Genomic DNA, 25,884 nt, shown 5'->3' with positions numbered 1-25,884 from the left:
GAGACTCTCATGGCATCACGCACCGTCCTCCCCCTCCGTGATCGGGTGGGGTCCCTCACGAGCGGCACCCTCGCCTGGCTGTACGCGGCGATCCTGCTCATCCCCTTCTACTACTTCATCTCGTCGTCCTTCAAGACGAACGAGGAGATCTTCGAGTCGCCGCTGGCGCTGCCGACGTCGTGGGACCTCTCGAACTTCGCCACCGCGTTCCGGCAGGCGGACCTCGGGCTCGCGATCGCGAACTCGGCGCTCACCACGGTCAGTGCACTCGTGCTCACCCTGCTGCTCGCCCTCCCCGCGGCGTTCGCGCTCGCACGGGCGCAGGGCCGGTTCGGGAAGGTCATCGAGAACGTCTTCAACCTCGGCTTCCTGATCCCCGCCTTCGCGGCGTTGTTCCCGACGTTCCTCCTCGCCGCCGCCGTCGGGCTGTTCCACACCCGCACCTTCGTCGTGCTGCTGCTCCCGGCCACCGCGCTCCCGCTGTCGATCGTGATCCTCACCGCGTTCATGCGGACCATCCCGCGTGAACTCGAGGAGGCCGCGTCCATGGACGGCGCATCCACCCTGCAGGTCCTGCGTCAGGTGTACCTCCCGATCTGCATCCCCGGCATCGCCACGGTGCTCCTGCTGAACTTCCTGTCGTTCTGGAACGCCTACCTCTATCCGCTGATCCTCATCGGCCCCGACACCGCCCAACGCACGATCCAGGTCGCGTTGCCGACGCTCAAGGTCGACGCCGGCACCGACTACGGTGTCCTCATGGCCGGAACCCTGCTCACCCTGCTTCCGGTCTACCTCGTCTACACGGTCCTCCAGAAGCAGATGCAGAAGGCGCTGGTGTCGGGAGCGGTCAAGGGATGACGCGGTCGTCGGCCGAGCTGAGCCTGCGCGAGCGGATCGGCCAGATCAACCAGCGTCTCAAGGGGTGGGAGGCCGTCGAATGGGTCGACGGCGCCCCGCGCGTCACCGACGTGCTCCGGCGCGAGGTCGACCGGTGGGGTGGGATCGGCGCGATCTACGGCGTCCTGCGCGCCGACCCGTGGTCGCAGGTGCGCTGGCAGAACGGCGTCCCACCCGAACGGAGCGCCGAGGCCTACGCGGCGGTGCAGGAGGTCGTCCGAACCCGCGGATCCGGCCTCCCGACGCTCTTCGTCGAGGAGGTCCCGCACGGCCTCATGGCGCTCGGCGGCACCACGCTCCCGGTGAACCTCGCACTCGGTGCCGGGATGGACGTCGACCTCGTCGAAGGCCTCGGCGCCGAGGTGGCCGCCGAGGCCCGGGCGCGAGGCACGCACGTGGCGCTCGTCTCCGGGCTCGACGTGCTGCGGGATCCGCGCTGGGGTCGTGCGGAGGAGTGCTTCAGCGAGGATCCGGCGCTGGCAGCGCTGCTCGTGGAGGCGACCGTGCGGGGCATGCAGGGGCGGAACCCGCACGGGCGGCTCGCCCACGACCGCATCGCCGTGGTCGCGAAGCACCTCGCCGGGCAGGGTGCGGGCATCGGCGGCCGGAACGGATCCGGTGCTCCGATCGGACGCCGCGAGCTCGGTGAGATCCATCTGCGGCCGGCGTACGTCGCTGCTCGGGCCGGCGTGTCCGGGTTCATGGCGGCGTACAACGACATCGACGGTGTCCCGTGCAGTGCCAACGCGGACCTCCTCACCGGGGTCCTCCGCGAGGACTGGGGATGGGAGGGCATCGTCATGGCCGACGGCACGGCGGTGGACCGGTTGCGCGACAGTACGCCCGATCCGGCGAGCGCCGCGGCACTCGCCATCACAGCGGGGGTCGATCTGAGCCTGTGGGACGAGGCCTTCACGCACGTGGAGGAGGCGGTCGAACGCGGACTTCTCGGTCAGACGCTCGTGACCCGTGCCGCCGACCGGGTCCTCGCGCTGAAGCGGCGTGTCGGCCTGCTCGAGGAAGCGCAGCCGGAACACGCCGTCGCAGGTCCGGCCGAAGGTCGCCCTCCGAGGGAGTTCCTCGAACTCGCGCACCGCGCGGCGGCGAAGTCCTGCGTCCTCGTGCAGGACGATGGCGTCCTCCCGCTCTCCGCGTCCGCGGTCGTCGCCGTGATCGGCCCGAACGCCGACGATCTCGAAGCCCAGCTCGGTGACTACACGCCGCCGCGGCGGGACGACGACCCGCAGGCCTCCACGGTGCGATCCGCACTCGAGGCACGGCACGGTACGGGCCACGTGCGATACGCGCAGGGTGCCTCGCACCGTTCCCGGCTTCCCGGTGACGCCGCGGAACAGGAGGACGCGGCGCTGTCCGGGGCGGACGCCGCGGTCGTCGTGTTGGGTGGGACGAGTCGACGACGCTACGACGACGAGTTCGCCGACAACGGCGCCGTCGACGGCCCCGCTCCCGACACCACCAACGGCGAGGGTGTCGACCTCGCGCGCCTCGCCCTACCCGAGTCGCAACTCGACCTCCTCCGTGCCGCTCGGGCAGCCGTCCCCGTCGTGATCGCGGTGCTGATCGACGGCCGCCCGCGCCCGCTCGAGCCACTCGTCACGCTGGCCGACGCACTGATCGTCGCCCCGTTCCCCGGCCCGAACGGTGGTGCGGCGATCGTCGACGTCCTCGCGACCGGCGTCGGTGGCGGGTTGCTCCCGGCGACCTTCCCCTCGACCGACGGCGTGTGGCCCGTCGCGCACGACGAGCGTCGAGAGACGGCCCGCGGCTACGTCGACGCCCGCCATCCCGTGGGCGGACTGTTCGGCAGTGGCGCCGCCGCCGTGTCGGTCCGGCTGCGTCCCGTCGAAGCGACGCTCACCGCGGAGGCGCTGCGCGAGGGAGGCACGGTCACGCTGACCGCCGACCTCGTCAACGACACCGATCGGGCTGTCTCCCTGCCGGTGCCGCTCTACGGCCGCCGCCATGAGCTCGGCCTCCGTCCGCGCCGGCGCAGTGTGCTCGCGGTCGAACGGGTCGAGGTCGCTGCCCGGTCGACGGCAGTCGTGCGGTTCACCCTCGGTCTCGACGAGCTCGGCTCCTGGGCGAGCGGTCGCCCGGTGCCCGCTCCCGCGGAGGTGGTCGCCTGGACGGCCCCGAGCCACGATCCTCCGTCCGACGCCCTCGTCGTGCGGATCACCGATGAGGAAGGAGACACCGGATGGGGACACTGACCGCCTTCGCCCCGGACGCCCGCACCCGTGAGCTGCTCGCCGACGCGGCCGTGGAGGTGGGACGGGTCACCGACGGCTGCATCGGCGACCTGGTCGGCCGGGCGCTGCTCGCCACGCTCACCGAGACCGTCGGCGTCGATCCCGCGGGACGGGTGTTCGTCATCACGGGCGACATCCCGGCGATGTGGCTCCGCGACTCGACGACCCAGCTCACCCCGTATCTGCGGTTCGTCGAGCAGAGCGGGCAATTGGCCGACCTCGTGGAGCAGGTGGTCCGCCGGCAGTTCGGGTTTATCGCCCATGACCCCTACGCGAACGCGTTCAACGACGGACCGACGGGTGCCCGCTACGATCCCGCGGACGTGTGCGAGGATCCCGAGGTCTGGGAGCAGAAGTACGAGGTCGACAGTCTCGCCTACCCGGTCACCCTCGCTCACGCGCTGTGGCGCCGGACCGGACGGACCGGATTCCTGCTCGACGCGCCGACGCCCGGCGTACTGCGGACCGTCGTCGATCAGCTCCGCGCGGAGCAACAGCACGAGACGTCTCCGTACCGGTTCGAACGGACGACCACCATCCCCACCGAGACGCTGCCGCGTGGCGGCCGGGGTTCCGCGGTCGCGCACACCGGCATGACCTGGAGTGGATTCCGCCCGTCCGACGACGCGTGCACGTTCGGGTACAACATCCCGGCCAACCTCTTCGCCGCGGAAGCGCTGCTCTCGCTCGCCGAGATCGCGGCCGAGGTGCTCGACGATGCCACCCTGGCCGACAACGCCCGCGCCCTCTCCGCCGAACTCGTCGCCGGCGTCCGGGCGCACGGGATCGTTCCCGGCCCGGACGGGGTCCCGATCTACGCCTACGAGGTCGACGGGCTCGGGGGCAGCCTCATCATGGACGACGCGAACACGCCGTCGTTGCTCTCGCTCCCCCTGATCGCACCGACCGTCCTCGATCCGGCCGTCTGGGCGGCCACGCGCGACGTCGTACTGAGTCCGGCGAACCCGTACTGGTTCGAGGGCTCGGTGTTGCGCGGCGTCGGCAGTCCGCACACCCGTGATCGGCGGGTGTGGCCGATCGCACTCGCCGTGGAAGGACTGGTGGGCACCCCGACCGACCGTCGCCGCCTGCTCCGCATGATCGCGGACACGGACGCCGGCACCGGCCGGGTGCACGAGAGCATCGACGTCGATGATCCCGCCGTCTTCTCACGCCCCTGGTTCTCCTGGGCCGAGTCGATGTTCTGCGAACTCGCCCTCACCGTCGTGGACGACGAGCGATCGCGCCCGACGCGCTTCGCCTGACGCGGTTCGACTGACAAGGTTCGCCCGACGACTCAGCGGCGCTCCGGGTCGGTGATCAGCAGCGGGTTGTCCGTTGCGAGACGCTCCAGCACCTCGTCCGTCGTCGACCGCTTCGCCTCCTCGACATCGGTGTCGGTCAGCGCGACGGCCTGCCAGAAGGCGACCCGGCCGTTCGGCGTCTCGATGGGTTCGACCACCGGGTCGAGTCTGACGGCGAGCGTCGTGAGGGCACCGTCGGGGTCGTCGGTCACGCCGTTCGCGAGTCGGATGCGATCCCCCAACCACAGCTCCTGCGGTCCGCTGCGCACGTACTGCGCCAGCACGACGAGCGCACGGTACGGCCATTCAGGCGGGGTCTCGTCGGTCGGTGACCGGCGCACGCGTATGGTCAGCTCGTATCCGAATCCACTGGTCGTCGGATCGTCGGAGTCCTTGCCCCACAGCTCCGTGAGCCCGTAGGTGACGTAGAACCAGTGGTCGGGCCCGGGGAGCGCCGAACACCCTTGCAAGGCCGAACCGAAGTGCAGTCCGGGCGAGTAGGCGACGTGGAATTCACGGGCCCCGGGGTAGTGCTGCGAGACCGCCTGCGTGACGGCGTCCCATCCCCGCTCGTCGAGGTCGTCGAGATCGGCTGGGCCGGCCGCCGCGGGATCGGGCGCGGCGGGCGGCGTCGGTGGCTGCTGGCGTTTGCGTCGGAAGAAGCCCATGCGACGAGTGTAGGCATCGGTCACTCGGACACGCCCATCGAGGTGGACGCGCGCGCCGACTGGCCCGTCGGATGAGGCGGATCACGGGTGCCGTCCATCGGTCGCGGCGGCGATACAGTGAATTTGCCCGACACCGGGCGGGACACCTGGGAGGCCCGATGCCACGTTGGATCGAAGGCACCGAGCGCCACCCGCGGCTCGGCCTGCTGAGCCGGAGTCAAGGACCGCTGGCGCTGGGGGTCGGGATCGTCACGGCGATCGTCGGCATCACCAGTCCGGCCGTCCTCCGTGTCACCGAACTCCAACTGGCGTGGGCCGTGATGGGACTCGCGCTCGTCGCCACGCTCGTGCTTCCGTGGGAGCGGATCGCCCGCCCGTGGGCGCTCACCCTGGTCAGCGCAGACCTCGCCGTCGTGGGACTCGTGAACCACGCGGTGTCCCCCGTCCTCGGCGCCTCGATCGTACTGCTCGCCTTCCCCGTGCTCTGGCTGTCCTACAGCTTCGGACGCCTCGGCGTCGTCCTCGCTCTCGTGGGGAGCGTGCTCGTCGTCTGGCTGCCCAGCCTGCTGTACGGCGAGGGCCCCGTGAGCACGCAGGACGTGAGCGAGCTCATCGCGCTCACCCTGCTGCTCGTGCTGGTCATCCTCGCCGTCGGCCTGCAGTCGCAACGGTTCGAACGCGCCCAGGCGAGCGTGCGGGCCGAAGGCGAAGCGAAGGTCGAAGCCTTGGAGCGGCAGAACCGGCTGGCCGTGATGCTCCGCACCGTCGCCGACGAGGTGAACGTCGGACTGGTCTTCTTCGACGAACACGGCACCGAGATCCTCAACAACCGACTCGCTGTCGAACTCGCGACACTGGCCGGCTACGACGCGTCGACCGGGGGCGCCCGCTTCATCTGGGCGGCGGACGGCCTCACCCCGCTGGCGGTGGAGGACCAACCGGTCCTGCGGGTCCTCGACGGACAGGACGTCCGCGACTTCTTCTACTGGGTGGGGCCTCCCGGCAGGCAACGAGCCCTCGTCGCGAACGGTCGGCCGGTCAGTGGCGCAGACGGGGCACCGAATGGGGCGGTCCTCGTCGGACAGGACGTGACCGAGCTCACCGAAGCCGTCCGGATGCGCACCGAGTCACTGACGAGCCTGAGCCACGAACTGCGGACGCCCCTCACGAGCATCCTCGGCTATCTCGACATGCTCGACGACGACGCGGGCGTCGCACCCCGGGTGCAGGCCCAGCTCGCCGTCATCCGCCGGAGCGCCGATCATCTCGGGCGTCTGGCTGAACAGTTCCTCGCGGCGAGCGCACCCCACCTGGAGATCACCGACGAACCCGTCGACCTCAGCGCCATCGTGCTGGAGGCGGCCGACGAGCGACGACGGCTCGGCCTGCCCGACGGCGTGGAGCTGCGCACCGCTGCCGTGCCGACGCTGCAGTTCGTCGGCGATCGAGCACGTCTCCGGGAGTTGCTCTCGATCATGCTCGACAACGCGGTGACCTACACCCGTGCCGGCGAGATCTTCCTGAGCGTGCGCTCGGACGGCGTGGACGCGATCATCCGCGTCACCGACACGGGGATCGGCATCCCGGCGGACGAACTCACCCGGGTCTTCGAACGGTTCCACCGAGCCGGGAACGTGCGCGAGGAGACGATCCGCGGCTCGGGCCTCGGGCTCACCATCGCCAGATCCATCGCGCAGGCGCACCGCGGCACGATCGAGGCCTTCGCCACCGGTGACCCCGGAACGACCTTCATCGTCCGACTCCCGCTGGCCCGCCGGAACCGCTCGGCCGGCTGACACCGCCGACGAGGCGTCTCAGTCGGCCAGACGGGATCAGTCGATGTCCCCATCAGTGCCGGGCATGCGGCCGGGATCGATGCCCAGGCGTTCCTCGCTCCGCTCCACGTCGGCGAACCGCTGCCCTTCGACGACGAGCAGCACCTTCTTGGGCACCGTCTTGAGCCAGATCCTGCCGCCGTTCGCCAGTTCCCAGTACGGGTCGCCTGCCTGGGAGCCGGAGGGCTGACCAAGGTGCGCGCTCAGCGCCGACTGCAACTCCTGAGCGGCACTCCGCAGCCCGCCGGGGTCGTCGCTCTTGTCGGAGACCGCGATCACGACCTGGGCGATCGCTTCATCTGCGACGAGCGAACGAACGGTCGGCAGGTTCACGGGATACCCGGAACGGTGCTGGACACCGCTCGACGTCTCCAGTTTGAGCTGCCACCCGAGACGCTCCGCGAGCGCCTTGAAATCGTCGCGACCGAGCGGCCACGACACCAACGCGAAGGCTTTGCTGACGGCATCGATCTGTGCGTCCGTGGCTCTGGCGAGTGCATCCATCCGGTCATCCTACGGCGGCCTCCGCACCTGCTTCGGCGGCGGACGAGGAGCCTCCCGAAAACCAGAACAGCCGCTGACCTGGGTGTTCCAGGGCAACGGCCGGGTCGAGCTGATGGAGCCGCCCAAGGGAATCGAACCCTTGACCTTCTCATTACGAGTGAGATGCTCTGCCGACTGAGCTAGGGCGGCGCGTGCGCTGGTCGCCCGGCGCACGAGTATCCATGTTAGCGCAGCTTTTGGACCGTCGTGTACAGCTCGGCGAAAGAACGACGGATCCGCTCGGCGAGGGACCCGGGCGTCGGCGCATCGGCCCAGCAACGCCACGCGTGGCGCAGGCCGGCGAAGCCCACCATCGTCACCATCCAGCAGCGGTCGAACAGCGCCTCGGCGTCCTCCGCGAGCGTCGGGTCGTCGTTCAACACCCGGCGCTCGACGACCTTGTAGAGGCCCTCCTCGAAGCCGCGCATGCTCGCGATCCGCGCACCGAGCAGGTGCGGGTGGTCGCGCAGCACGTCCTTGCGGAGATGGTGGATCTCGACGTCCTCGTCGGCGTCCCCCACGGTCCGGGCCAGGAGCTCCCCCAGATCGGTGAGCACGTCGGTGGTGGGCCCGGCGGTCAGGAAGGCGTGCAGGGCGTCGCCGTCCGGGATCAGCGGGATGTCGCCGATCAGCGCCTCCTCCTTCGTCCCGAAGTAGTTGAAGAACGTCCGCGGCGAGACCTCCGCCCGACGGCTCACCTCCTCGACCGTCACGTTCTCGAGCCCCTGCTCACTCGCAAGCGTCAGCACCGCGTGCTGGATCGCCCGACGCGTCGCGAGCCGCTTCCGCTCGCGGAGCCCGAGTTCAGCCGGCGCCGTCATGGTCATCAGGATCCCGCCGTCAACTGCACATCGGGTCCTTCGACGGCACCGTGCCGTCGATGAGGTACTGGTCGACCGCCTGGTTCACGCAGTCGCTGCCCTTGTTGTAGCCCGTGTGACCCTCACCCTTGTAGGTGATCAGCTGACCCTTGTCGAGCTGCTCCGCGAGGTTCTGCGCCCAGACGTACGGCGTGGCCGGGTCGTTCGTCGTCCCGACGACGAGGATCGGCGCTGCGCCCTTCGCGTGGATCTCCCCACGCTCGGTCCGCGTCTGGTACGGCCAGTTGGCGCAGAACGTGTCGCCGTAGGCCATGTACTCGCCGATCACGGGAGCCGCCTCCTCCAGCTGCTTCGCTTCGTCGGCCATCTTCGTCTTGTCGTCGTCGTAGCTGTAATCGAGGCAGTTGATCGCGTTGAAGGCCTCGGTCTGGTTGTCGGCGTACTTGCCGGACTCGTTGCGACCGTTGTAGCCGTCGGCGAACTGGAACGCGATGTCGGTCCCGCCCTGCATGACCTCGTCGAACATCTGGCTGAGGTACGGCCAGGCATCGGCCTGGTACAGCGGGTAGATGATCGCCGTGAGCAGCGTGTTGCCGCCCAGCTCACGTCCGTCGTCACCGGGGATCGGGTTCGCGTCGACCTCGTCGAGGAGCGTCTTGATCTCGGTCATCGCACTGTCGACCGAGCCACTGAACGGGCAGTCCTTGCCAGTCATGCAGTCCTCGAGGTAGGCGCGCAGAGCACTCTCGAAGCCCTTGGCCTGCTCCTTGACGACCTCGAAGTTCGACGTCGACGGGTCGATCGCGCCGTCGAGCACAAGGCGCCCGACGTTCTTCGGGAAGAGCTCCGCGTACGTCGCACCGAGGAAGGTGCCGTACGAGTACCCGAGGTAGTAGAGCTGCTTGTCGCCGACGGCGGCGCGCAGCATGTCGAGGTCCTTCGCCGCGCTCTGCGTGTCGACGAACTCGAGCATCTTGCCCGTCTCCTCCGCACACGCGTCGCCGAAGTCCTTCGCGGCCTTCTCGTTCGCGGCGATCCACTCGTCGGAACCGCGCTTCCCCGGCGTGACGTCGTACAGGTAGGCGTCCATCTCCGAGTCGGTCAGACATTTCACCGGCGTCGACTTCCCGACACCGCGGGGGTCGAAGCCGACGACGTCGAAGTTCTCCTGGAGGTCCTTGTCGACCGCGAAGTCGAGGCTGTCGGCGACGAGGCTGTAACCGGAACCACCCGGGCCGCCGGGGTTCATGAAGAGCGAGCCGATCGGCTTGCCGTTCGTGGCCTGGTGCCGCACGAGCGCCAGGGAGAGTTCGCCGTCCGAGGGGTTGTCCCAGTCGATGGGCGCCTTCGCCGTGGCGCACTCGAAGCCGTCGGCACAGCCGCTGGTCTTCCAGTCGAGCTTCTGCTCGTAGAAGGGCTTCAGCTCGGCGTCGACGTCGCTCGTCGCCGGCGAGGAGGACGACGTCGTCGGCTCGGCGGCCTTCGGCGGCAGGAAGGCGGTCACGCACCCGCTCAGGGTGAGCGCCGCGACCGCGAGACCGGCCACCAGGGCGACCCGCGCCGTACGGCGCGCACCGGGACCCCTGCGACGGGATGCACCGGTCGATCCCGTCGAGTCCGACGACTGCTGCCTGGGCGAAGTCACAGAGGCTCCCTACCGGACCGCCGACACGAGCATGGCCTCCAAGGCCAGCGCCGGGGCGACGTTCCCTTCGATTCGTGTGCGGGCGACGGAGATCGCCTCCAAGGTTTCGATCGTAACCGCAGGCGTCGTCCGGCGAGCGGCTTCCTCGAGTTCCGGACGCAATTCACGGTTGATGATCGTGGCGTCGTGCCCCAGCTGCAGGAGCACGATGTCTCGGTACAGCGAGAGCAGGTCGACCATGATCCGGTCGAGGCCGTCGCGCAGGCTGCGGGTCGCGCGCCGCTTCTGGTCCTCCTCCATCGCCCGCACCTGCGAGCGGAGGGCCGGCGGGACCGACTGGCCGGGCTCGACGCCGAGCGAGCGCAGGGTGCTCTCCCGCTCCGCCTCGTCGCGCAGCGAGGTGTACGCCTTCGCGTCGTCGCCCGCCAGCTCCAGGAGGCGACCAGCGGTGACGACCGCCTGGCCGGCGCTCCGGATGTCGAGCACGGCACGGAGCGTGGACTCACGGCGCTGCCGCGCGCCGGGGTCGGTCGCGAGGCGGTGGGCCATGCCGACGTGGCTCTGCGCCTCGCGGGCGGCGCGTTCGGCGAGCTCGGGCGCCACGCCGTCACGCCGTTCCAGCAGCTCCGCGACGTCGTCGATGGTTGGGACGCCGAGGCGGACCGAGCGGACGCGCGACCGGATGGTGGGCAGCAGGTCGGCCTCGCTCGGTGCGCACAGCACCCAGATCGTGCTGCTCGGCGGTTCCTCGAGCGACTTCAGCAGCAGGTTGGAGGTGCGCTCGGTCATGCGGTCGGCGTCCTCGACGACCATGACGCGGAAGCGACCGACGGACGGCGCGCGGTAGGCGTTCCGGACGAGGTCGCGGACCTCGTCGATCGTGATGATCACGCGATCGGTGCTCAAGGCGGAGAGGTCAGGGTGGGTGCGGGCCTCCACTTGACGACGGGTGACGTCGTCGCCCCCGGGCTCGCGGCTGAGGAGCGCGGCGGCGAAGGCGTAGGCGAGGGTCGACCGGCCGGAACCGGGCGGCCCGGTGATGAGCCAGGCGTGGGTGAGGCCCTTGGGCGTGATCGGGTCCGACGCCGACTGGAGGAGCTCGATCGCGTCGCGTTGACCCGTCAAGTCGGTCCAGGAAGCCATGCGTCCAGGATACCGGGCGGTACCGACGTGAGCCGGCGGAGCCCTTCGACAGGCTCAGGGACCGAGAGGATGTGCACTCAGAGGAGCGGCGCAATGCGGGCCTGGATGTCGGCGGCCAGTCGCTCGGGCGGGAGCGCGGCGTCGACGACGAGGAACCGCTCGGGCTCCGCGGCCGCGAGGGCCAGGAACGACTCCCGCACCCGGGTGTGGAAGTCCTGCGCCTCCGCCTCGAGCCGGTCGAATCGCTTGTTGGCGTTGTCGAGACGGCCGCGGGCGACGGCGACGTCCAAGTCGAGCAGGACGGTCACGTCGGGCAGGAGGTCCTCGGCGGCCCAGAGCGAGATGTCGCGGATCTGCTGGGCGTCGAGCACGCGTCCGCTGCCCTGATAGGCGACCGACGAGTCCAGGTACCGGTCCTGCAGGACGACCTCGCCCCTCGCGAGAGCCGGGCGCACGACGGTGGCGATGTGGTGTGCGCGGTCCGCCGCGTAGAGCAGGGCCTCGGCACGTGGGCTGATGTCGCCTCGGTGATGCAACACGATCTCGCGGATCTCGACACCGAGCTCACTGCCGCCCGGCTCGCGGGTCCGGACGACCGTCCGCCCCTGCTGCTCGAACCAGTCGCTCAACAGCCGCGCCTGCGTCGACTTCCCGACGCCGTCGCCACCCTCGAGGGTGATGTACAGGCCCCGAGGGCGTCCTCCCCCGCTCACGTGACGGCGTCGGCCTTCGCCGCGGCCGCCTTGTTCGCGGCGCGCGTCGCGGCAGCCTTCTTCGCCGCTTCCGAACGGGCGGTCGACGTGGCCGACGCGGACTTCGTGGCCGTCGCCTTGGCGGTCCCCGTCTTCGCGGCGGGGGTCTTCTTGGCCGGAGTCTTCTTCGCGGGTGCCTTCTTCGCGGGAGCCTTGCGACCGGCCTTCGGCTTCGCCGGGCCCTTCGCACGCTTGTCCGCCAGGAGCTGGACCGCTCGCTCGAAGTCGACGTCCTCGACCTGCTCGCCACGAGGGATCGTCGCGTTGGTCACGCCGTCCGTCACGTACGCGCCGAACCGGCCGTCCTTGATCTTGATCGGCTTCCCGCTCTCGGGGTCGGCCTCGAACTCCTTGAGGGCGCTCGACGCCTTCCTGGCTCCGTACTTGGGCTGGGCGAACAGCTCGACGGCACCGGCGAGGTCGACCGCGAAGATGTCGTCCTCGGAGGTGAGCGACCGGGTGTCGGTGCCCTTCTTGAGGTAGGGACCGTAGCGGCCGTTCTGCGCGAGGATCTCCTCGCCCGACTCGGGGTCGGCGCCGACGACCCGCGGCAGGTCGAGGAGCTTGAGCGCGGTCTCGAGGTCGATGGTCGCGAGGTCCATCGACTTGAAGAGCGATGCGGTGCGCGGCTTCTCGGCCGCCGCCTTCTTCTTGGCGGGGGCCTTCTTCTTGGCGCCCACAGCAGGTTCGGTCACCTCACCGGTCGCCGTGTCGACGGAGAGCTCCGCCTCGGGCTCCGGGTCGACCTCGGTGATGTACGGGCCGAAGCGTCCGTCCTTCGCGACGATCTCCTTACCGGTCGTCGGGTTCACGCCGATGACGCGGTCGCCGACGACGGGTGCGTCGATGAGCTCGTGCGCCTTCGCGGGCGTCAGCTCATCGGGTGCGAGGTCCTCGGGCAGGTTGACCCGACGCGGCGTCGGGGCTTCCTCCCCCTCGGCCGGCGGCGGACCGTCGGGCGTGACCTCGAGGTACGGGCCGTACTTGCCGATCCGGAGCGTGACGCCGTCGTCGATGACGATCGAGTTGATGCGGCGGGCGTCGATGTCGCCGAGGTTGTCGATGACCTGACGCAGGCCGCGACCCGAGTCGTCGCCGAAGTAGAAGCCCTTGAGCCAGTCGACGCGGTCGACCGAGCCGCCGGCGATCCGGTCGAGGTCGTTCTCCATCTCAGCGGTGAAGTCGTACTCGACGAGCTCCTCGAAGTACTCCTCCAGGAGACGGACGACGCTGAACGCCACCCAGCTGGGGATGAGCGCCTGGCCACGCTGCGTCACGTAGCCGCGGTCGATGATCGTGGAGATGATCGATGCGAAGGTGGACGGTCGGCCGATGCCGAGCTCCTCGAGTCGCTTCACCAGGCTGGCCTCGGTGTAGCGCGGGGGCGGCGAGGTCTCGTGCCCCTTCGCCTCCGGGTCCTCGATGCCGAGCTGCTGGCCTTCGGTGAGGGGCGGCAACTTCGCCTCGGACGCGTCGTCCTGGGAGTTGCGGTCCTCGTCCTGGCCTTCTTCGTAGGCGGCGAGGAAGCCACGGAAGGTGATGACGGTGCCGGAGGCGGTGAACTCGGCGCGGCCCACGTCGGTCTTCGACTCGAGCGTGATCGTCGCGGTCGAGCCCTTCGCGTCGGCCATCTGGCTTGCGACGGTGCGCTTCCAGATCAGGTCGTACAGCTTGAAGTCGTTGCCGCGGAGCGTCGACGCGAGCGAGGACGGCGTACGGAAGGTGTCGCCCGAGGGACGGATCGCCTCGTGCGCCTCCTGCGCGTTCTTGCTCTTGCCGCTGTAGAGGCGCGGCTTGTCGGGCACCGTCTCGGCACCGTAGAGGGCAGCGGCCTGCTTCCGCGCCGCGTCGATCGCCTGCTTGCTCAGCGACGGCGAGTCGGTACGCATGTACGTGATGTAGCCGTTCTCGTAGAGCGACTGCGCGACACTCATCGTCTGCCGTGCGGAGAACCGAAGCTTGCGACCGGCCTCCTGCTGGAGCGTGGAGGTCGTGAACGGAGCCGCCGGCCGGCGGGAGTACGGCTTGGACTCGACGGAGAGGACGGTCGCCTTCGACTGCTCGAGTGCTGCGGCGAGCGCCGTGGCCCGGTGTTCGTCGAGCGGGACGGCACTGCCCTTGAGCTGTCCGAGGTCGTCGAAGTCGCGGCCGGTGGCGACGCGGTCGCCGTCGAGCCGGACGAGGCGCGCGGTGAAGGGCGCTCCGGTGGCGTCTGCTTCGGGGAGGAAGCGGGCGATGACGTCCCAGTAGGAGGCGGCGCGGAAGGCGAGGCGCTCGCGCTCCCGGTCGACGACGAGTCGGGTGGCGGCGGACTGCACGCGTCCGGCGCTCAGTCCGGGGCCGACCTTGCGCCAGAGCACGGGCGAGATCTCGTACCCGTAGAGACGGTCGAGGATCCGGCGGGTCTCCTGGGCGTCGACGAGGTCGGTGTCGAGGGGCCGCGTCTTGTCCTTCGCGGCGAGGATGGCGTCCTTGGTGATCTCGTGGAAGACCATGCGGCTGACGGGGACCTTGGGCTGCAGGACCTGCAGGAGGTGCCACGCGATGGCTTCGCCTTCGCGGTCCTCATCAGTCGCGAGGAGGAGTTCGTCGGCGTTCTTGAGTGCGCGCTTGAGGTCCGCGACGGTCTTCTTCTTCGCGTCGGAGACGACGTAGTACGGCTCGAAGCCGTTGTCGACGTCGACCGAGAACTTGCCGAGCGAGCCCTTCTTGAGCTCGGCGGGAAGGTTCTTCGGCTCGATGAGGTCGCGGATGTGACCGACCGAGGACAGCACCTCGTAGTCGTCACCGAGGTATCCGGCGATCGACTTCATCTTGGTCGGTGACTCTACGATCACGAGTTTCTTGCCTGCCACGAGGCTCCTTCCATCAGGCACACCATACACACGTGCACAGCAGGCTTGTCCAATCGTGGGGCGGCCACGCGCGTGTCCAACCCCTTGCGTTCTGCGGCGTTCGGAGCAGAATGTCTGCCATGAGTACCCAGACGAGTTACACCGTGAAGTTGACCGACGGTCCACTGGAGGGCAAGACGATCAGTGCCCGACTCAGCGACCATGGATCACCGACGCCCACCGTCGACGTGCCGAGCGGCACCGCCGGCAAGGTCTACCGGTACGCCCGGACGACCGGCGAGGAGTACGACGACTCCGGCGCCCCGAGCGCGGTCGACTACCGCTTCCTGGAGGCGGTCTTCACGACCGGCTCCGGTCAGGACTGACCGGTCGCACCGCTACCTCTTAATAGGTGGCGGTCACGGGCACCCCGGCGACGGCGACGGACTCCTCAGGAGGAGGTCCGGCTCTTGCAGCGACCGTGATGGCGCCGAAGGCCGTGTCGACAGTGGCGTCGACGAGGACGGTGACGCCCTCCACACTGCAGGTGCCGAGCGACGCCGCATTACGCGCCGCGACCATGCGAGCAGTTTCGCAGGGGAAGCCTGGGAGCCTGCCGGACGCGGTGTCGGCTGCCGCCAACGCGGCTGCGTCGGCCGCGTTCGCCGCTCGCTGATGAGCGGCGAAGAGCGTCACCACGGGCAGCGTCGCGAGGAGGACGGCGATCAGGGCTCCGAGGACGCCTGCCGCCAGGACCGACCCGGCTCCGGTCTCGTCGTGCAGGCCTTCCGTCGCGCGGAGGGCGATACGGCGCAGCTGCACGTTCACCGGCCGCCACCCATGGCGCACGAGGAGGCCGATACCGGGACGATGCCGGCCAGGCCGGATCCGCCGACGGCGTCGACCCGCACGCAGACGAGGTCGCCTTCCGCCCCACTCGTCATGGTCGCCCCCGGTAGGACGCGCTCGACTCGACCCGCCGCGGTCCCGGCGTCGTCGCCTCGCCCCAGACTCCGGGCGGCGTCCGCAGCCGCGTCGGTCGCGCGGAGCTGGGTCAGCCCGACCTGCACCGCGGAGAGCCCCATCGCCAGCACGAGGACGACGGCAGGGACGACGACCGCGAACTCCGCCGTCACCGCGCCATCCTCCGAACGCCATGTCGGCACCTGCAGCCGCACGGCTCAACCGTTCGCCGTCAGGGCTCGTCGGACGAGGTCGGTGAGGATGCCCCGCACCTCGTCTCCGCGGAGGATGGCGACCAGGAGACCGGCGAAGCCGACGGCCGCCATGGTGGCCACCGCGTACTCCGCCGTGGCGGACCCCCGTTCGTCCTGCAGGACGCGCCGCACCTCGCGCCTGACGCTGTGCTCGACTCGACGACCGATCGTGATCATGATGTTCCTTCCCCGCACCGGAGTGCTGCGCTCGTGGCACGAACACCTCCATGTTCTGCGACCGCGTCCAACGATGCGCAGGCGGATCCGACGTCGGCGACGGGCCGCGTCGACCGGCCGGTTGTGGAGCGATCTCGCCTTGCACCCGACCGCTATTCATGCTTGAGTAATAGTCATGGATGAACAGCTGGCGGCGCGCGACTCGCAACTCCTCCGGGGCGTGTTGCCGATGCTCATCCTGTCCACCGTGCACCGCGGTGAGACCTACGGGTACGAGCTGGTCGAACGTCTCCGAGCCCTCGGTCTGGCCGATCTGGCGACCGGCGTCGTGTATCCGGTCCTCAGCCGGTTCGAACGCGACGGACTGGTGACCGCGCGTCGGGTCGCCTCCTCGGGCGGCCCAGCACGGAAGTACTACGCGATCACCGAACGAGGAGACGCGGCGAGGCTCGACGCCATCGCCCGCTGGAGGGCGATGACCGACATCGCCGAACGAGGAATTCACCCTGAAGGAGCATCAGCATGATCGACCAGAAGCACCCGACGGCGGATGACCTGCTCGCCGAGCGCGCTGCACGCGGACTGAGCTTCGCGGACCGCTGGCGACGCGACTCGTACCTGCAGCGCCTCGACTGGCACCTCGAAGCTGTGGTCACGGGGCGGGAACGCCGCGCGATCATCCGTTCGCTGCGAGACGAACTCTCGGTCGATCGGCGACCGATGACGATCGCCCTGGCCGACCTCGGCTCACCACGCGCCCTGGCCGCCCGCTACGCCGACGACCCGGCCCGATTGCGACCGACCTGGTCGATCGGGGTCATCTGGGGCGGCGTCGCGATCCTCGCCTACTGGTTCTCGTTCGCCCTGTTCACCCTCGGGATGCTCGCGGTGGTCGAGCAGTCGACACTCGATGAAGCGCACGCACGGTTCTTCTTCGTCGACGTGCTCGCCTTCGCCAACGAGGACGGCATCGGCGTCGGCTGGTCCGGCGACGTCGCGTGGATCCTCGTGCCACTCGTGATCATCGCCGTCGCCGTGCTCGTCGGAGCACGCTGCTGGCGCGCACTGCCACGCTCCCGCGACTGAAGCAGCCCCGCGACGGAAGCAAGCAGGTCGGCGTCGAACCGTTGGTCAGAACCCGAGCGTCGTCGAGGTGACGACGCTGAGGAGGAGCGGAGCCACACCGACGAGGAGGAAGGCCGGCAGGATGCAGACCCCGAGCGGGATCATGAGGCGGGTCGCGAGGATCGCTGCAGCCCGCTCGCCATCGGACCGTGCCTGATCACGCTGCTGCTCCGCCTCGCTGCGGAGCAGCTCACCGGCGGGGATCCCGGCCCTGGCCGAGAGCGCGAGGACGCCCGTGATCGTGGCACCGTCGTAGGGGACGGCGAACCGCTCGCACGCCTCCTCGACGATCGACCGGGCCTCCGGCGCCGCTCCCCCACCCGCCATCGCCACCGCGACGAGGTCGAGCGACAACCCCGGCGCGGGGTCGCGCCTGGCCGCCCGTGCACTGAGCGCCGAACTCCAGCGCGCACCGACGATGAGGAACACCACACCGGCCGCGAGACAACAGAGCCCGGGAGGTGTCGCGAAGAGCGTCCGCAGCGTGTCGAAGCCGAGGGCCATCCCGAGGAGGACGGCGACGAGCGGCAACCAGAGCACCAGCCTCGCCGTCGCGGACGCTCCGGCGAGCGCCGTGCCGACGTCGCGACCGATGCGGTCCAACTCGCGCAGCGACCCGGCGAGGTCGCGCAGACAGACGCCGAGCGGCGCTCCGCTGATGGCCGCGACCTGCCAAGCGGCGGCCAGCCCCGCCCAGGCCGTGCGCGCGCCGGCACTCGTCTCCTGATCAGCGATGGCGGCGATCGCCGCCGGCAGGTCGCCGCCGTGCGCGGCAGCCTCGGCCACCGCTGACAGCACCGCCGCGTCGGCCCGATGATCGCTCGTCGGGCCGGCTTCGTCGTCCGGTCCATCCGCCGCGAGGCCGACGGACACCGATGCTGATCGCGTTCGCGCATCGGCGTCGGCTTCCAGGGCGAGATGCCTCCAGGCGCTGCCGGGTGCGACACCGGCGCCCAGCAGCACGGCCAGACGACGGGTGGTGCGCGCCACGCGGGCGGGACCGTCGTCATCGGGCGGAGCCGCGCCGGGAAGCGCCGCGAGCACCCGCCGCAGGACCCGCAGCCGGGTCACGGCAACTCCTCGACGGAGAGGCGGTCGTGTTCGTCGATCAGGAGGCGGCCGACCGCCACCACCTGCCGTCCGACCGGGAGCCGTGCCAGGTGCACGACGAGTCCGATCGCGCTCGTCGCCTGACGGGCCACAGCCTCCTGACTCATGCCGGCGAGCGCACCGAGCGCTTCCAAACGGGCGGGCACGTCGGTCACGGAGTTCGCGTGGAGGGTGCCTGCACCGCCGTCGTGCCCGGTGTTGAGCGCCGACAGCAGCTCACGCACCTCGGGCCCCCGGCACTCGCCGAGGACGAGCCGGTCGGGACGCATGCGGAGCGCCTCGCGCAGGAGGCGTTCGAGGTCGATACCGCCGGCCCCCTCCAGGTTGGCCTGGCGCGACTGGAGGGCGACGACATGCGGGTGGAGGATCCGCAGCTCCGCGACGTCCTCGATCACGACGAGCCGCTCGGCTGGCGAGGCGAGGCCGAGCAGGGCGCCGAGGAGCGTCGTCTTCCCGGAGCCGCCCGCACCGGTGATGAGGATGTTCGTCCGGGCCGCGACGGCGTCGCGCAGCAGCTCGGCGACCGCCGCCGGGAACATCCCGGAGGCCTGTAGCGCATCGAACCCCAGCGCTTCGTCCCGTGGCACCCGGATGGACAGGAGCGTCCCTCGCGTCGACACCGGCGGGAGGACCACGTGGACCCGCACCCCGTCCTGCAGACGCACGTCGACGCACGGCGTCGCCTCGTCGACGTGCCGCCCGCCCCTCGCCACCAGGCGCACCGCGAGCGCGCGGATGGTCGCCTCATCGGAGCGCCATCCCGCCTCCCGGACGAGCCCGGCACCGTGGTCGAGCCAGAGGCCGGACGAGCCGTTGACGAAGAGGTCGGTGACCCCCGGATCGGCGAGGTAGGGCGCGAGCGCGCCGAAGTCGGCGAGCGCCGTGACACCGCGCGACTCGCCTGCTCGCGCGGGCTCGGCGTCGACCGCCGCCTCCGGCGGATCGGGCGGGGCGGCCTCGGGCGGGACGGAGACGACGAATCGATCGGACATGCGGCGAGCGTAGAAGCCCAGGCTCGAACCCCGAGGCGCGGAGGCGCGGACCTCGCAAACTCACGAGACCGGCTTCGCTTGTGGAGCGTCGTCGGCGACCCTCAGTGCACCTCAGCGGCCGATCGTCGAGGCGCGGATGACGAGGTCCGCGGCGATCACCGGGGCGGGTGCCACCGTCCGACCCTCGATCCGGGCGAGGAGTTGGTCGGCGCCTGCGCGACCGAGCGCCTCACCGGGCAACCGCACACTCGTCAACGGCGGGTCGCTCACGACCGACGACGCCAGGTCGTCGAACCCGACCACCGCGAGCTCACCCGGCACCGGCATGCCCATCGCACGCGCCGACTGCAGCACCCCGTACGCGTGCGTGTCGGTCGCGCAGACCAACGCGGTCACCCCGGCGTCGCGCCACCGCGGCCAGCTGTCGACGAACGCCGCGGCCGCCGCTTCGAGGTCGATGATGCTCTCCGCGCGATCGTCGGCGTGCACGCGCATCCCGCGCACGGCGGCCTCGCGCTCGAGCAGCAGTCGACGCAGAAGGAACGTGTCCGTCGCGGTGCGCCCACCGAGGTACCCGAGCTGACGGTGACCCAGGACGTGGAGGTGGTCGAGGAGCGCTCGGACACCGCCGAGGAGGTCGAAGTCGACGGACACGGCACGTCGGTCGGCGACGACGGCACCGGACGCGGCCTCCGCCGTCGTCATCGGGAGGCGGGGTGCGTCGAGCAACACGAGCGCGGTGTCGAGCCTGAGCTCCTCGAGGAAGGCCTCGCTCGGCGCGTCGACCACGAGCCCGGCCGGTCGGAGGGCCGCCAATCGGCCGAGCGCCGCCGCCGTGGGCACGTCGCCCTCCCCGGTCACCGACACGAGCAGCTGGTAGGCGTCGCCGAGGCCGGCCCTGAGCCCCCGGATCACCGCACCGAAGTAGGGGTTCGAGGCATCCGGCGTCACGAAGACGACCAGGTTGCTCGACCCGCTCGCGAGCGCCCGCGCGGCGTGGTCGGCGACGTAGCCGAGCTCGGCGATCGCCTGGCGCACCCGTTCGGCGTTCTGTGCCGACACGTGACCGGCGTCCTTGCCGTTGGCGACGAGCGACACGGTCGCGACCGACGTCCCGGCCCGCTCCGCCACCATCGCCGCCGTCACGCGACGGGCGGCGCGTGGCCGGGGATCGTTCGGTTCGAGGGGCACCCGTCGATCGTATCGGGGCCGCGGAACCCTGGGCCGAACGACCCGGTTTGGCGAACCTAAAGCGCTTGACGTAGGCTGCTCCCGGCGGACCTGAAGCGCTTTACGTGACCTGCCGCCCGCTTCCCCAGCACCCCAACGATGTGGAGAACCATGCCCCGCAAGATCATCCTCGACTGCGACCCAGGCCACGACGACGCGATCGCCATCCTCCTGGCACACGGCAACCCCGAGATCGAGCTGCTCGCCGTCACGACCGTCGTCGGCAACCAGACGCTCCCGAAGGTCACCCGGAACGCCCTCGCCGTCGCCCGCATCGCCGGGATCACCGACGTGCCGTTCGCCGCCGGTGCCGACCGCCCGCTCGTGCGCCCGCTCGAGAACGCGCCGGACATCCACGGCGAATCGGGCATGGACGGCCCCGTCCTCCCCGAACCGGCGATCGCCCTCGACGACCGGCACGCCATCGACCTCATCATCGACCTCGTCATGTCGCACGAACCGGGCGAGATCACCCTCGTCCCGACCGGCGGCCTGACGAACATCGCCCTCGCAGCCCGCAAGGAGCCGCGCATCGTGGAGCGGGTCAAGGAGGTCGTCCTCATGGGCGGCGGCTACCACGTCGGCAACTGGTCGGCGGTGGCCGAGTTCAACATCAAGATCGACCCCGAGGCCGCGCACATCGTCTTCAACGAGAGCTGGCCCGTCGTCATGGTCGGCCTCGACCTCACGCACCAGGCCCTCGCCACCCCGGAGGTCGTCGAGCGGATCGCCGCGATCGGCACCGGCCCGGCACGCTTCGTCGAGGAGCTGCTCGAGTTCTTCGGCACCACCTACAAAGACGCGCAGGGCTTCGACAGCCCGCCCGTGCACGACCCGTGCGCCGTCGCCTACGTGATCGACCCGACGATCGTGCGGACCGTCAAGGTACCGATCGACATCGAACTCACGGGCACGCTCACCCTCGGCATGACGGTCGCCGACTTCCGCAGCCCGGCTCCGGACGACTGCAGCACCTGGGCCGCGACCGAGCTCGACCACGCACGCTTCTGGGGCCTCGTCACCGACGCCCTCGAGAACATCGGGGAGATCGAGCTGTGAGCGACCTCCTGAACTCCACGAAGCGCGCCGTCCGCGTCGGTGCCCTCATGACGGCGTTGCTCGCCGCCTGCGTCGCGTTCCAGTTGAACGCCAGCATGCTGAGCCCCGCGCTCGTCAGCATGGCGCGCGAATTGCAGACCGACGACGCCACCATCGGCCTCTCGCAGACCATGTTCTTCACCACGGCGGCGTTGTTCTCGGTCTTCCTCCCCCGCCTCAGCGACATCGTCGGCCGGAAGCGCGTCCTGACGGGCATGCTCGTCATCATGCTCGTCGGCACCGTCGTCGCGGCCCTCGCCGTGAACGTCGAGATGCTGTTCGTCGGCCGCATCATCCAGGGCGTGTCCGGGCCGGTCGTGCCCATCACCCTGCTCATGCTGCGCGCCGAGGTCACCGACCCGAAGCGGTACGGCGCCATGATGGGCCTCATCACCGCAGTCAACGGCGGCATCGCCGGGATCGACGCTCTCGCCGGCGGATGGCTCGTCACGAACCACGGCTTCCGATCCGTCTTCTGGACCATGGCCGTCGTCGCAGCCGTCGCGATCGTGTTCGTCGTCCTGTGGGCCGCGAACTCGCAGCCCTCGAAGGGCACGAGGATGGACTGGTGGGGCGTGCTCCCGCTCGTCGTGTCGATCGCCGCACTGCTCACCGCGTTCAACGAGGCCGGCAAGCTCGCGGCGGCGAACTGGTTGCTCGTCGGCGGGTTCATCGTCGTCGCCCTCGTCGCATTCGCGATCTTCTGGACCGTCGAGAACCGCGTCGCCGAGCCACTGGTCGCCACGAAGTACCTCCGCCAGCGCAGCACCTGGGCACTCCTGCTCACGACGCTGCTCACGATGACCGGGGTCTTCGCCGTCGCCAACGGCCTCGTCACCTCGATCGCCCAGAACGCCGACGCGGGCTTCAGCATGGAGGCCGACCTCGCCTCGCTCGCGTTCCTGACGCCGTACGCCCTCGTCGGCTGGCTCGTCGGCCCGTTCGCCGGTCGTCTCGCGCCAACGCTCGGCTACCTGAATGTGCTCCGCATCGGTCTCATCGGCAGCATCGTCTCGATCGTCATCATGGCGCTCGTCGGCGTGCACTCGCTCCCCGTGCTCATCGCGACGACCGTCCTCATCGGTGCGACCTACGCGGGCATCGGCAACATCATGCTCAACGGGCTGGGCATCGTCCTGTCGCCGAAGGAGAACCCGGGCTTCCTGCCCGGCCTGAACGCGGGAGCCTTCAACCTGGGCGCCGGCCTCAGCTTCGTCGTCCTCCCCGCCGTCCAGATCGCCGTCGCGCCCGCCGGAGGGACGTCGACGGCCGGGTACACGAGTGCCATGCTGGTCGGCGCGGGCATCACCGCGGTCGCCCTGCTGGTGTCGTTCCTCATCCCGAAGCCCGCCAGCGCCGAGGTCCGTCCGCCCGAGACCGCCTCGGCAGCCTAGGAAGGTCACCATGCAGAGTCCACGCATCGTCGTCGTCGGGTCCTTGAACGCGGACCTCGTCATCCGCACGGCACGCTTCCCGCAGCCCGGGGAGACGCTCACGGGATCCGAACTCGCCGTCATCCCCGGCGGCAAGGGCGCCAACCAGGCCGTCGCCGCGGGCAGACTCGGCGGCGACGTCACCATGGTCGGCGCGGTCGGCGACGACGCGCACGGGTCCCTCCTGCTCGAGTCGCTGTCGAGCTCCGCGGTCGACGTCACCCGGATCGCCCGACGTGACGACGTCGCGACGGGCACCGCGGTGATCACCGTCGACGACGCCGGGGAGAACACGATCATCGTGTCGCCCGGGGCGAACGGCACCCTCACGCCGGATCGGATCGGCGAGGCGTGGACGGCGCTCGACGGTGCCGGCGTCGTCTGCCTGTGCCTCGAGGTGCCGATCGACACCGTGCTCGAGACGGCCCGGCGTGGCGCCGCGGCCGGCGCGCTCGTGCTCCTCAACCTCTCCCCCTACGGTCCGGTGCCGGAGGAGCTCCTCCACGCGACCGGCGTCCTCCTCGTGAACGAGCACGAGGCGGCCGACCTCGCAGGGGTCGACCCGGAGGAGGCCGGGTGGGAGGCGACCGCCACGGCGCTGCGCAGCCACGGCATCCGACGAGCCGTCGTCACGACCGGGGCCGCAGGCAGTGTCGTGATCGACGGCGAGGCCGACCCGACGTCGGTTCCGTCGCCGACGGTGGACGCCGTCGACACCACCGGCTGCGGCGACGCGTTCATGGGTGCTCTCGCGCTGCGACTCGCTGCCGGCGACGAGCTCGTCGACGCGGCGCGATTTGCCTCGACCGTCGGCAGCTACGCGGCGACCGGCGCCGGCGCCCAGGCGTCGTACCCCGATCAGGAACAGCTCGCGGCGTTCCTCGAGCAGCGATGAGACACGGGGTCCCGCGTGAACCGACGCGGGACCCCGTGTCGCCTCAGCCGGCGGCGATCACCCAGAGGTAGAGCACCGCGGCAGCAGCGATCGCCCAGCTCGTGAAGCTGCCGACGAGGAACTCCTCAGCCTTGCCGCCGACCCCGCGATCCTCGGAGATCTCCGGGAAGCGCACGATGCCCTTCGCAGCGACGAGGGCGGCGATCACCATGCCGGTGCCACTCAGCGCGAGGACGACGATGAAGACGCGTTCGAGCGGGCCGATGAGTCGGCCACCGAGCAGCTGTGTCGTCGGACGCCGCGGCGTGGCGCTCTGCTCGACGGTCCCCAACTCGCGTCCGCGGATCATGACCGTCCAGGCGGAGGCGGGTGCCGCGGTCGGTTGCGGCTCGTCGTCCTCACGCGCGCGGCGCAGTGACGCCCGCACGATGAGGTTGCTGCTCCGCGTGAGGAAGACGAGCGTCGACCCGGCTGCGACGGCGAGAACCAGGGGCACCTCCTGCAGCACGCCGAGGTCGAAGCCCGCGTAGACCTGTGCAGCGGGGCTGTCGGCGGTCCCGCCCGCCCCGAACACGAGCGTGGAGACGACGACGAGGAGACCGAGCAGGAGCACGGGCCAGAACCCGCGCGGTCGTGACGCGTCCGAGGACGGCATGGCCACGATCCATCCGAGGGCGACGAGGCCGGTCAGTGTCGGCCACCACCAGTCGAGCCCGAGGCCCAGCACGGCGAACAGCCACACCACCACCAGCCCGATCACCGGGGACCAGCGCGGGCCGCGGACCACACCCCGACAGAGGTCGGCGACCCCGATCATGAGCAGCAGGACGGCCGTGATCATCGGGCCGGCGATCCGGCGAGCAGGTCGAGGGCCGAGACGAGCGCGGCACCGCCCGATCGTTGCAGGTTCTGCGACACCGCGGACTGCGAGATGCCGGCTTCGGCAGCCATCGACTCCTGCGATCGGCCGAGGAGCGCGCCCGCGGCGAGCTGTCGCTGTCGGGGGTTCCGCATCTGATCGATCGTGTGGTCGCGCAGGGTGAGGAGTGCGTTCACGATGGCGTCTCCGTCCTGGGGCGCTTCGCCCTCGAACCACGATCGCAGGTACGGCTGACGTTTGTCCTCTCGCCGATGCGCCTCGTCGATGGCGGCTCGGGCCCGCCACCAGGCGGAACCGTCCTGAATGCGGGCCTCCTGCCCGGCGTCGATGTCCGTGACCTCGCCCCAGCCGAGGCCGAACCGGCAATCGACCTCCGCGGGGAACAGCAGTCGCGCGAGGGTGGTGGCTCGCAGTGCGGTTGCGACATCCGCGTACACGACCTGGAACTCGTCGCCGACCGTGGGACGCAGCGGCTGCTCGGCGGGCCAGGTGGCCTCCACCTGGAGGAAGACGTCCTGGATCGCGCGCTGAGCTCGGGTGCGATCGTCGAGACGGCGGGAACCGACGATGTCGACGACGACGGCCAGGAGGAGAGCGGTCATCTCAGAAGCATAGAGCTGATAGTGGCAGAACTATAAGCAATAATCGAATACTCACCGGTGGCCACCTGCCGCCGGCGCCGGAGACAGAAGAAGGCGGCACCCATTGGGGGGAATGGGTGCCGCCTCTACAGTGCCGGATTGGGGGGAATCGCTGGCACTGCATGCACGAATGTGTATTCGGCCGGGTCCAAGTGTACGCCAGTGAACGGGGAATACAAGCGCTCAGACGACCCCAGATCGAGTGGTTTCCCTACCATGCCCAGATCATTCACAGACTGGGCCCGAGAATTTGTTCGGATGAGTGACAAATCCGCAACCGGGAACGCGCTACGCTCGTGCATGGCACGGACTCGACCCGCCTCGGCAGGTCGGGTCAGGAACGCGGATTCGCAAGGGAGCGAGACACACAC

Annotated in this window: 25 protein-coding genes and 1 tRNA gene; 10 read left to right on the top strand and 16 right to left on the bottom strand. The window is 70.2% G+C overall.

Annotated features, from left to right (window positions below; genetic code table 11):
• The first annotated feature begins 9 nt into the window (after nucleotides 1-9).
• Genes RWN05_RS14080 through RWN05_RS14070 form a run of 3 tightly spaced genes read left to right on the top strand, consistent with a single transcriptional unit; the run spans nucleotide 10 to nucleotide 4,435 of the window.
• On the top strand, nucleotides 10-861 hold the full coding sequence (locus tag RWN05_RS14080) for a carbohydrate ABC transporter permease (RefSeq protein WP_314139988.1): 852 nt from the start codon (nucleotides 10-12) through the stop codon (nucleotides 859-861).
• Nucleotides 858-3,131, top strand: coding sequence for a glycoside hydrolase family 3 N-terminal domain-containing protein (locus RWN05_RS14075; protein WP_314139987.1), 2,274 nt, complete (start codon nucleotides 858-860; stop codon nucleotides 3,129-3,131). The genes RWN05_RS14080 and RWN05_RS14075 overlap by 4 nt, the downstream gene beginning before the upstream one ends.
• Nucleotides 3,119-4,435: a glycoside hydrolase family 125 protein gene (locus RWN05_RS14070; RefSeq protein ID WP_314139986.1), complete on the top strand. Its 1,317-nt coding sequence runs from the start codon at nucleotides 3,119-3,121 to the stop codon at nucleotides 4,433-4,435. Before RWN05_RS14075 ends, RWN05_RS14070 begins: the two co-directional genes overlap by 13 nt.
• A gap of 32 nt (nucleotides 4,436-4,467) precedes the next feature.
• Here RWN05_RS14070 and RWN05_RS14065 read toward each other — a convergent pair whose 3' ends face one another.
• The gene (locus RWN05_RS14065) at nucleotides 4,468-5,142 is read right to left on the bottom strand and encodes a suppressor of fused domain protein (protein ID WP_314139984.1); all 675 of its coding nucleotides are present in this window, start codon (nucleotides 5,140-5,142) and stop codon (nucleotides 4,468-4,470) included.
• 158 nt (nucleotides 5,143-5,300) lie between these two features.
• Between RWN05_RS14065 and RWN05_RS14060 the strand changes: the two genes are divergently transcribed.
• On the top strand, nucleotides 5,301-6,938 hold the full coding sequence (locus tag RWN05_RS14060; RefSeq protein WP_314139983.1) for an ATP-binding protein: 1,638 nt from the start codon (nucleotides 5,301-5,303) through the stop codon (nucleotides 6,936-6,938).
• Nucleotides 6,939-6,974: 36 nt separating this feature from the next.
• Here RWN05_RS14060 and RWN05_RS14055 read toward each other — a convergent pair whose 3' ends face one another.
• The 7 genes from RWN05_RS14055 to topA form a co-directional block, all read right to left on the bottom strand.
• Entirely contained in the window at nucleotides 6,975-7,481 is a 507-nt protein-coding gene (locus RWN05_RS14055; RefSeq protein WP_314139982.1) for a DUF6301 family protein, read from the bottom strand.
• Nucleotides 7,482-7,594: 113 nt separating this feature from the next.
• A tRNA-Thr gene (locus RWN05_RS14050) sits at nucleotides 7,595-7,670 on the bottom strand.
• A 35-nt stretch (nucleotides 7,671-7,705) separates the two neighbouring features.
• Nucleotides 7,706-8,341: a TetR/AcrR family transcriptional regulator gene (locus tag RWN05_RS14045; RefSeq protein WP_240555523.1), complete on the bottom strand. Its 636-nt coding sequence runs from the start codon at nucleotides 8,339-8,341 to the stop codon at nucleotides 7,706-7,708.
• 19 nt (nucleotides 8,342-8,360) lie between these two features.
• The gene (locus RWN05_RS14040) at nucleotides 8,361-9,986 is read right to left on the bottom strand and encodes an alpha/beta hydrolase (RefSeq protein ID WP_314139980.1); all 1,626 of its coding nucleotides are present in this window, start codon (nucleotides 9,984-9,986) and stop codon (nucleotides 8,361-8,363) included.
• A 9-nt stretch (nucleotides 9,987-9,995) separates the two neighbouring features.
• Nucleotides 9,996-11,129, bottom strand: a complete 1,134-nt coding sequence (locus RWN05_RS14035) for a DNA polymerase III subunit delta' (RefSeq protein ID WP_064294662.1) — start codon at nucleotides 11,127-11,129, stop codon at nucleotides 9,996-9,998.
• Between the two features lie 77 nt (nucleotides 11,130-11,206).
• A complete protein-coding gene (tmk, locus tag RWN05_RS14030) occupies nucleotides 11,207-11,842 on the bottom strand; it encodes a dTMP kinase (RefSeq protein WP_079003112.1) in 636 nt (211 codons plus the stop codon).
• Nucleotides 11,839-14,694 carry a type I DNA topoisomerase gene (gene topA, locus RWN05_RS14025; RefSeq protein WP_399543062.1) on the bottom strand — a complete coding sequence of 952 codons (2,856 nt, stop codon included), beginning with the start codon at nucleotides 14,692-14,694 and terminating at the stop codon, nucleotides 11,839-11,841. Before topA ends, tmk begins: the two co-directional genes overlap by 4 nt.
• Before the next feature lie 161 nt (nucleotides 14,695-14,855).
• Here topA and RWN05_RS14020 point away from each other — a divergent pair, with 161 nt between their 5' ends.
• Nucleotides 14,856-15,101: a hypothetical protein gene (locus tag RWN05_RS14020; protein ID WP_147427206.1), complete on the top strand. Its 246-nt coding sequence runs from the start codon at nucleotides 14,856-14,858 to the stop codon at nucleotides 15,099-15,101.
• Nucleotides 15,102-15,120: 19 nt separating this feature from the next.
• On the opposite strand, the gene RWN05_RS14015 is transcribed toward RWN05_RS14020, so the two are convergent.
• Genes RWN05_RS14015 through RWN05_RS14005 form a run of 3 tightly spaced genes read right to left on the bottom strand, consistent with a single transcriptional unit; the run spans nucleotide 15,121 to nucleotide 16,109 of the window.
• Complete coding sequence (locus RWN05_RS14015) at nucleotides 15,121-15,543, bottom strand: Rv3654c family TadE-like protein (protein ID WP_314139977.1); 423 nt, start codon at nucleotides 15,541-15,543, stop codon at nucleotides 15,121-15,123.
• Nucleotides 15,540-15,851 (bottom strand): TadE family type IV pilus minor pilin, encoded by a 312-nt coding sequence (locus RWN05_RS14010; RefSeq protein ID WP_285038887.1) that lies wholly within the window; start codon nucleotides 15,849-15,851, stop codon nucleotides 15,540-15,542. The genes RWN05_RS14015 and RWN05_RS14010 overlap by 4 nt, the downstream gene beginning before the upstream one ends.
• A gap of 45 nt (nucleotides 15,852-15,896) precedes the next feature.
• Nucleotides 15,897-16,109 carry a DUF4244 domain-containing protein gene (locus RWN05_RS14005; protein WP_314139975.1) on the bottom strand — a complete coding sequence of 71 codons (213 nt, stop codon included), beginning with the start codon at nucleotides 16,107-16,109 and terminating at the stop codon, nucleotides 15,897-15,899.
• Nucleotides 16,110-16,284: 175 nt separating this feature from the next.
• On the opposite strand from RWN05_RS14005, the gene RWN05_RS14000 reads away from it, so the two are divergent.
• Nucleotides 16,285-16,635 (top strand): PadR family transcriptional regulator, encoded by a 351-nt coding sequence (locus RWN05_RS14000; RefSeq protein WP_079003115.1) that lies wholly within the window; start codon nucleotides 16,285-16,287, stop codon nucleotides 16,633-16,635.
• On the top strand, nucleotides 16,632-17,195 hold the full coding sequence (locus RWN05_RS13995; protein WP_314139974.1) for a hypothetical protein: 564 nt from the start codon (nucleotides 16,632-16,634) through the stop codon (nucleotides 17,193-17,195). Before RWN05_RS14000 ends, RWN05_RS13995 begins: the two co-directional genes overlap by 4 nt.
• A 45-nt stretch (nucleotides 17,196-17,240) precedes the next feature.
• On the opposite strand, the gene RWN05_RS13990 is transcribed toward RWN05_RS13995, so the two are convergent.
• From RWN05_RS13990 to RWN05_RS13980, 3 genes are all read right to left on the bottom strand, one after another.
• Nucleotides 17,241-18,305, bottom strand: a complete 1,065-nt coding sequence (locus tag RWN05_RS13990; protein ID WP_314139972.1) for a type II secretion system F family protein — start codon at nucleotides 18,303-18,305, stop codon at nucleotides 17,241-17,243.
• The gene (locus RWN05_RS13985) at nucleotides 18,302-19,336 is read right to left on the bottom strand and encodes a TadA family conjugal transfer-associated ATPase (protein WP_314139971.1); all 1,035 of its coding nucleotides are present in this window, start codon (nucleotides 19,334-19,336) and stop codon (nucleotides 18,302-18,304) included. The genes RWN05_RS13990 and RWN05_RS13985 overlap by 4 nt, the downstream gene beginning before the upstream one ends.
• A gap of 111 nt (nucleotides 19,337-19,447) precedes the next feature.
• Nucleotides 19,448-20,527 carry a LacI family DNA-binding transcriptional regulator gene (locus RWN05_RS13980; RefSeq protein ID WP_314139970.1) on the bottom strand — a complete coding sequence of 360 codons (1,080 nt, stop codon included), beginning with the start codon at nucleotides 20,525-20,527 and terminating at the stop codon, nucleotides 19,448-19,450.
• 150 nt (nucleotides 20,528-20,677) lie between these two features.
• Here RWN05_RS13980 and RWN05_RS13975 point away from each other — a divergent pair, with 150 nt between their 5' ends.
• Genes RWN05_RS13975 through RWN05_RS13965 form a run of 3 tightly spaced genes read left to right on the top strand, consistent with a single transcriptional unit; the run spans nucleotide 20,678 to nucleotide 23,992 of the window.
• On the top strand, nucleotides 20,678-21,625 hold the full coding sequence (locus tag RWN05_RS13975) for a nucleoside hydrolase (protein WP_079003118.1): 948 nt from the start codon (nucleotides 20,678-20,680) through the stop codon (nucleotides 21,623-21,625).
• On the top strand, nucleotides 21,622-23,058 hold the full coding sequence (locus RWN05_RS13970) for an MFS transporter (protein WP_399543049.1): 1,437 nt from the start codon (nucleotides 21,622-21,624) through the stop codon (nucleotides 23,056-23,058). The genes RWN05_RS13975 and RWN05_RS13970 overlap by 4 nt, the downstream gene beginning before the upstream one ends.
• A gap of 10 nt (nucleotides 23,059-23,068) precedes the next feature.
• Nucleotides 23,069-23,992, top strand: a complete 924-nt coding sequence (locus RWN05_RS13965) for a ribokinase (protein WP_314139969.1) — start codon at nucleotides 23,069-23,071, stop codon at nucleotides 23,990-23,992.
• A 43-nt stretch (nucleotides 23,993-24,035) separates the two neighbouring features.
• Here RWN05_RS13965 and RWN05_RS13960 read toward each other — a convergent pair whose 3' ends face one another.
• Nucleotides 24,036-24,833: a hypothetical protein gene (locus RWN05_RS13960; protein ID WP_314139967.1), complete on the bottom strand. Its 798-nt coding sequence runs from the start codon at nucleotides 24,831-24,833 to the stop codon at nucleotides 24,036-24,038.
• Nucleotides 24,830-25,474, bottom strand: a complete 645-nt coding sequence (locus RWN05_RS13955; RefSeq protein WP_314139965.1) for a SatD family protein — start codon at nucleotides 25,472-25,474, stop codon at nucleotides 24,830-24,832. Before RWN05_RS13955 ends, RWN05_RS13960 begins: the two co-directional genes overlap by 4 nt.
• Nucleotides 25,475-25,884: the final 410 nt, after the last annotated feature.

Source organism: uncultured Plantibacter sp., from assembly GCF_963518075.1.
Taxonomy (GTDB): domain Bacteria; phylum Actinomycetota; class Actinomycetes; order Actinomycetales; family Microbacteriaceae; genus Plantibacter; species Plantibacter flavus_A.
This window is presented reverse-complemented; position numbering and strand designations above follow the sequence as displayed.

Excerpts from the sequence above, each read along its gene's own strand:
- RWN05_RS14080 (WP_314139988.1), top strand. The coding sequence starts at position 10 with ATGGCATCACGCACCGTCCTCCCCCTCCGTGATCGGGTGGGGTCCCTC.
- RWN05_RS14075 (WP_314139987.1), top strand. The coding sequence starts at position 858 with ATGACGCGGTCGTCGGCCGAGCTGAGCCTGCGCGAGCGGATCGGCCAG.
- RWN05_RS14070 (WP_314139986.1), top strand. The coding sequence starts at position 3,119 with ATGGGGACACTGACCGCCTTCGCCCCGGACGCCCGCACCCGTGAGCTG.
- RWN05_RS14065 (WP_314139984.1), bottom strand. The coding sequence starts at position 5,142 with ATGGGCTTCTTCCGACGCAAACGCCAGCAGCCACCGACGCCGCCCGCC.
- RWN05_RS14060 (WP_314139983.1), top strand. The coding sequence starts at position 5,301 with ATGCCACGTTGGATCGAAGGCACCGAGCGCCACCCGCGGCTCGGCCTG.
- RWN05_RS14055 (WP_314139982.1), bottom strand. The coding sequence starts at position 7,481 with ATGGATGCACTCGCCAGAGCCACGGACGCACAGATCGATGCCGTCAGC.
- RWN05_RS14045 (WP_240555523.1), bottom strand. The coding sequence starts at position 8,341 with ATGACGGCGCCGGCTGAACTCGGGCTCCGCGAGCGGAAGCGGCTCGCG.
- RWN05_RS14035 (WP_064294662.1), bottom strand. The coding sequence starts at position 11,129 with ATGGCTTCCTGGACCGACTTGACGGGTCAACGCGACGCGATCGAGCTC.
- topA (WP_399543062.1), bottom strand. The coding sequence starts at position 14,694 with ATGAAGTCGATCGCCGGATACCTCGGTGACGACTACGAGGTGCTGTCC.
- RWN05_RS14020 (WP_147427206.1), top strand. The coding sequence starts at position 14,856 with ATGAGTACCCAGACGAGTTACACCGTGAAGTTGACCGACGGTCCACTG.
- RWN05_RS14005 (WP_314139975.1), bottom strand. The coding sequence starts at position 16,109 with ATGATCACGATCGGTCGTCGAGTCGAGCACAGCGTCAGGCGCGAGGTG.
- RWN05_RS14000 (WP_079003115.1), top strand. The coding sequence starts at position 16,285 with ATGGATGAACAGCTGGCGGCGCGCGACTCGCAACTCCTCCGGGGCGTG.
- RWN05_RS13995 (WP_314139974.1), top strand. The coding sequence starts at position 16,632 with ATGATCGACCAGAAGCACCCGACGGCGGATGACCTGCTCGCCGAGCGC.
- RWN05_RS13985 (WP_314139971.1), bottom strand. The coding sequence starts at position 19,336 with ATGTCCGATCGATTCGTCGTCTCCGTCCCGCCCGAGGCCGCCCCGCCC.
- RWN05_RS13975 (WP_079003118.1), top strand. The coding sequence starts at position 20,678 with ATGCCCCGCAAGATCATCCTCGACTGCGACCCAGGCCACGACGACGCG.
- RWN05_RS13965 (WP_314139969.1), top strand. The coding sequence starts at position 23,069 with ATGCAGAGTCCACGCATCGTCGTCGTCGGGTCCTTGAACGCGGACCTC.
- RWN05_RS13960 (WP_314139967.1), bottom strand. The coding sequence starts at position 24,833 with ATGATCACGGCCGTCCTGCTGCTCATGATCGGGGTCGCCGACCTCTGT.
- RWN05_RS13955 (WP_314139965.1), bottom strand. The coding sequence starts at position 25,474 with ATGACCGCTCTCCTCCTGGCCGTCGTCGTCGACATCGTCGGTTCCCGC.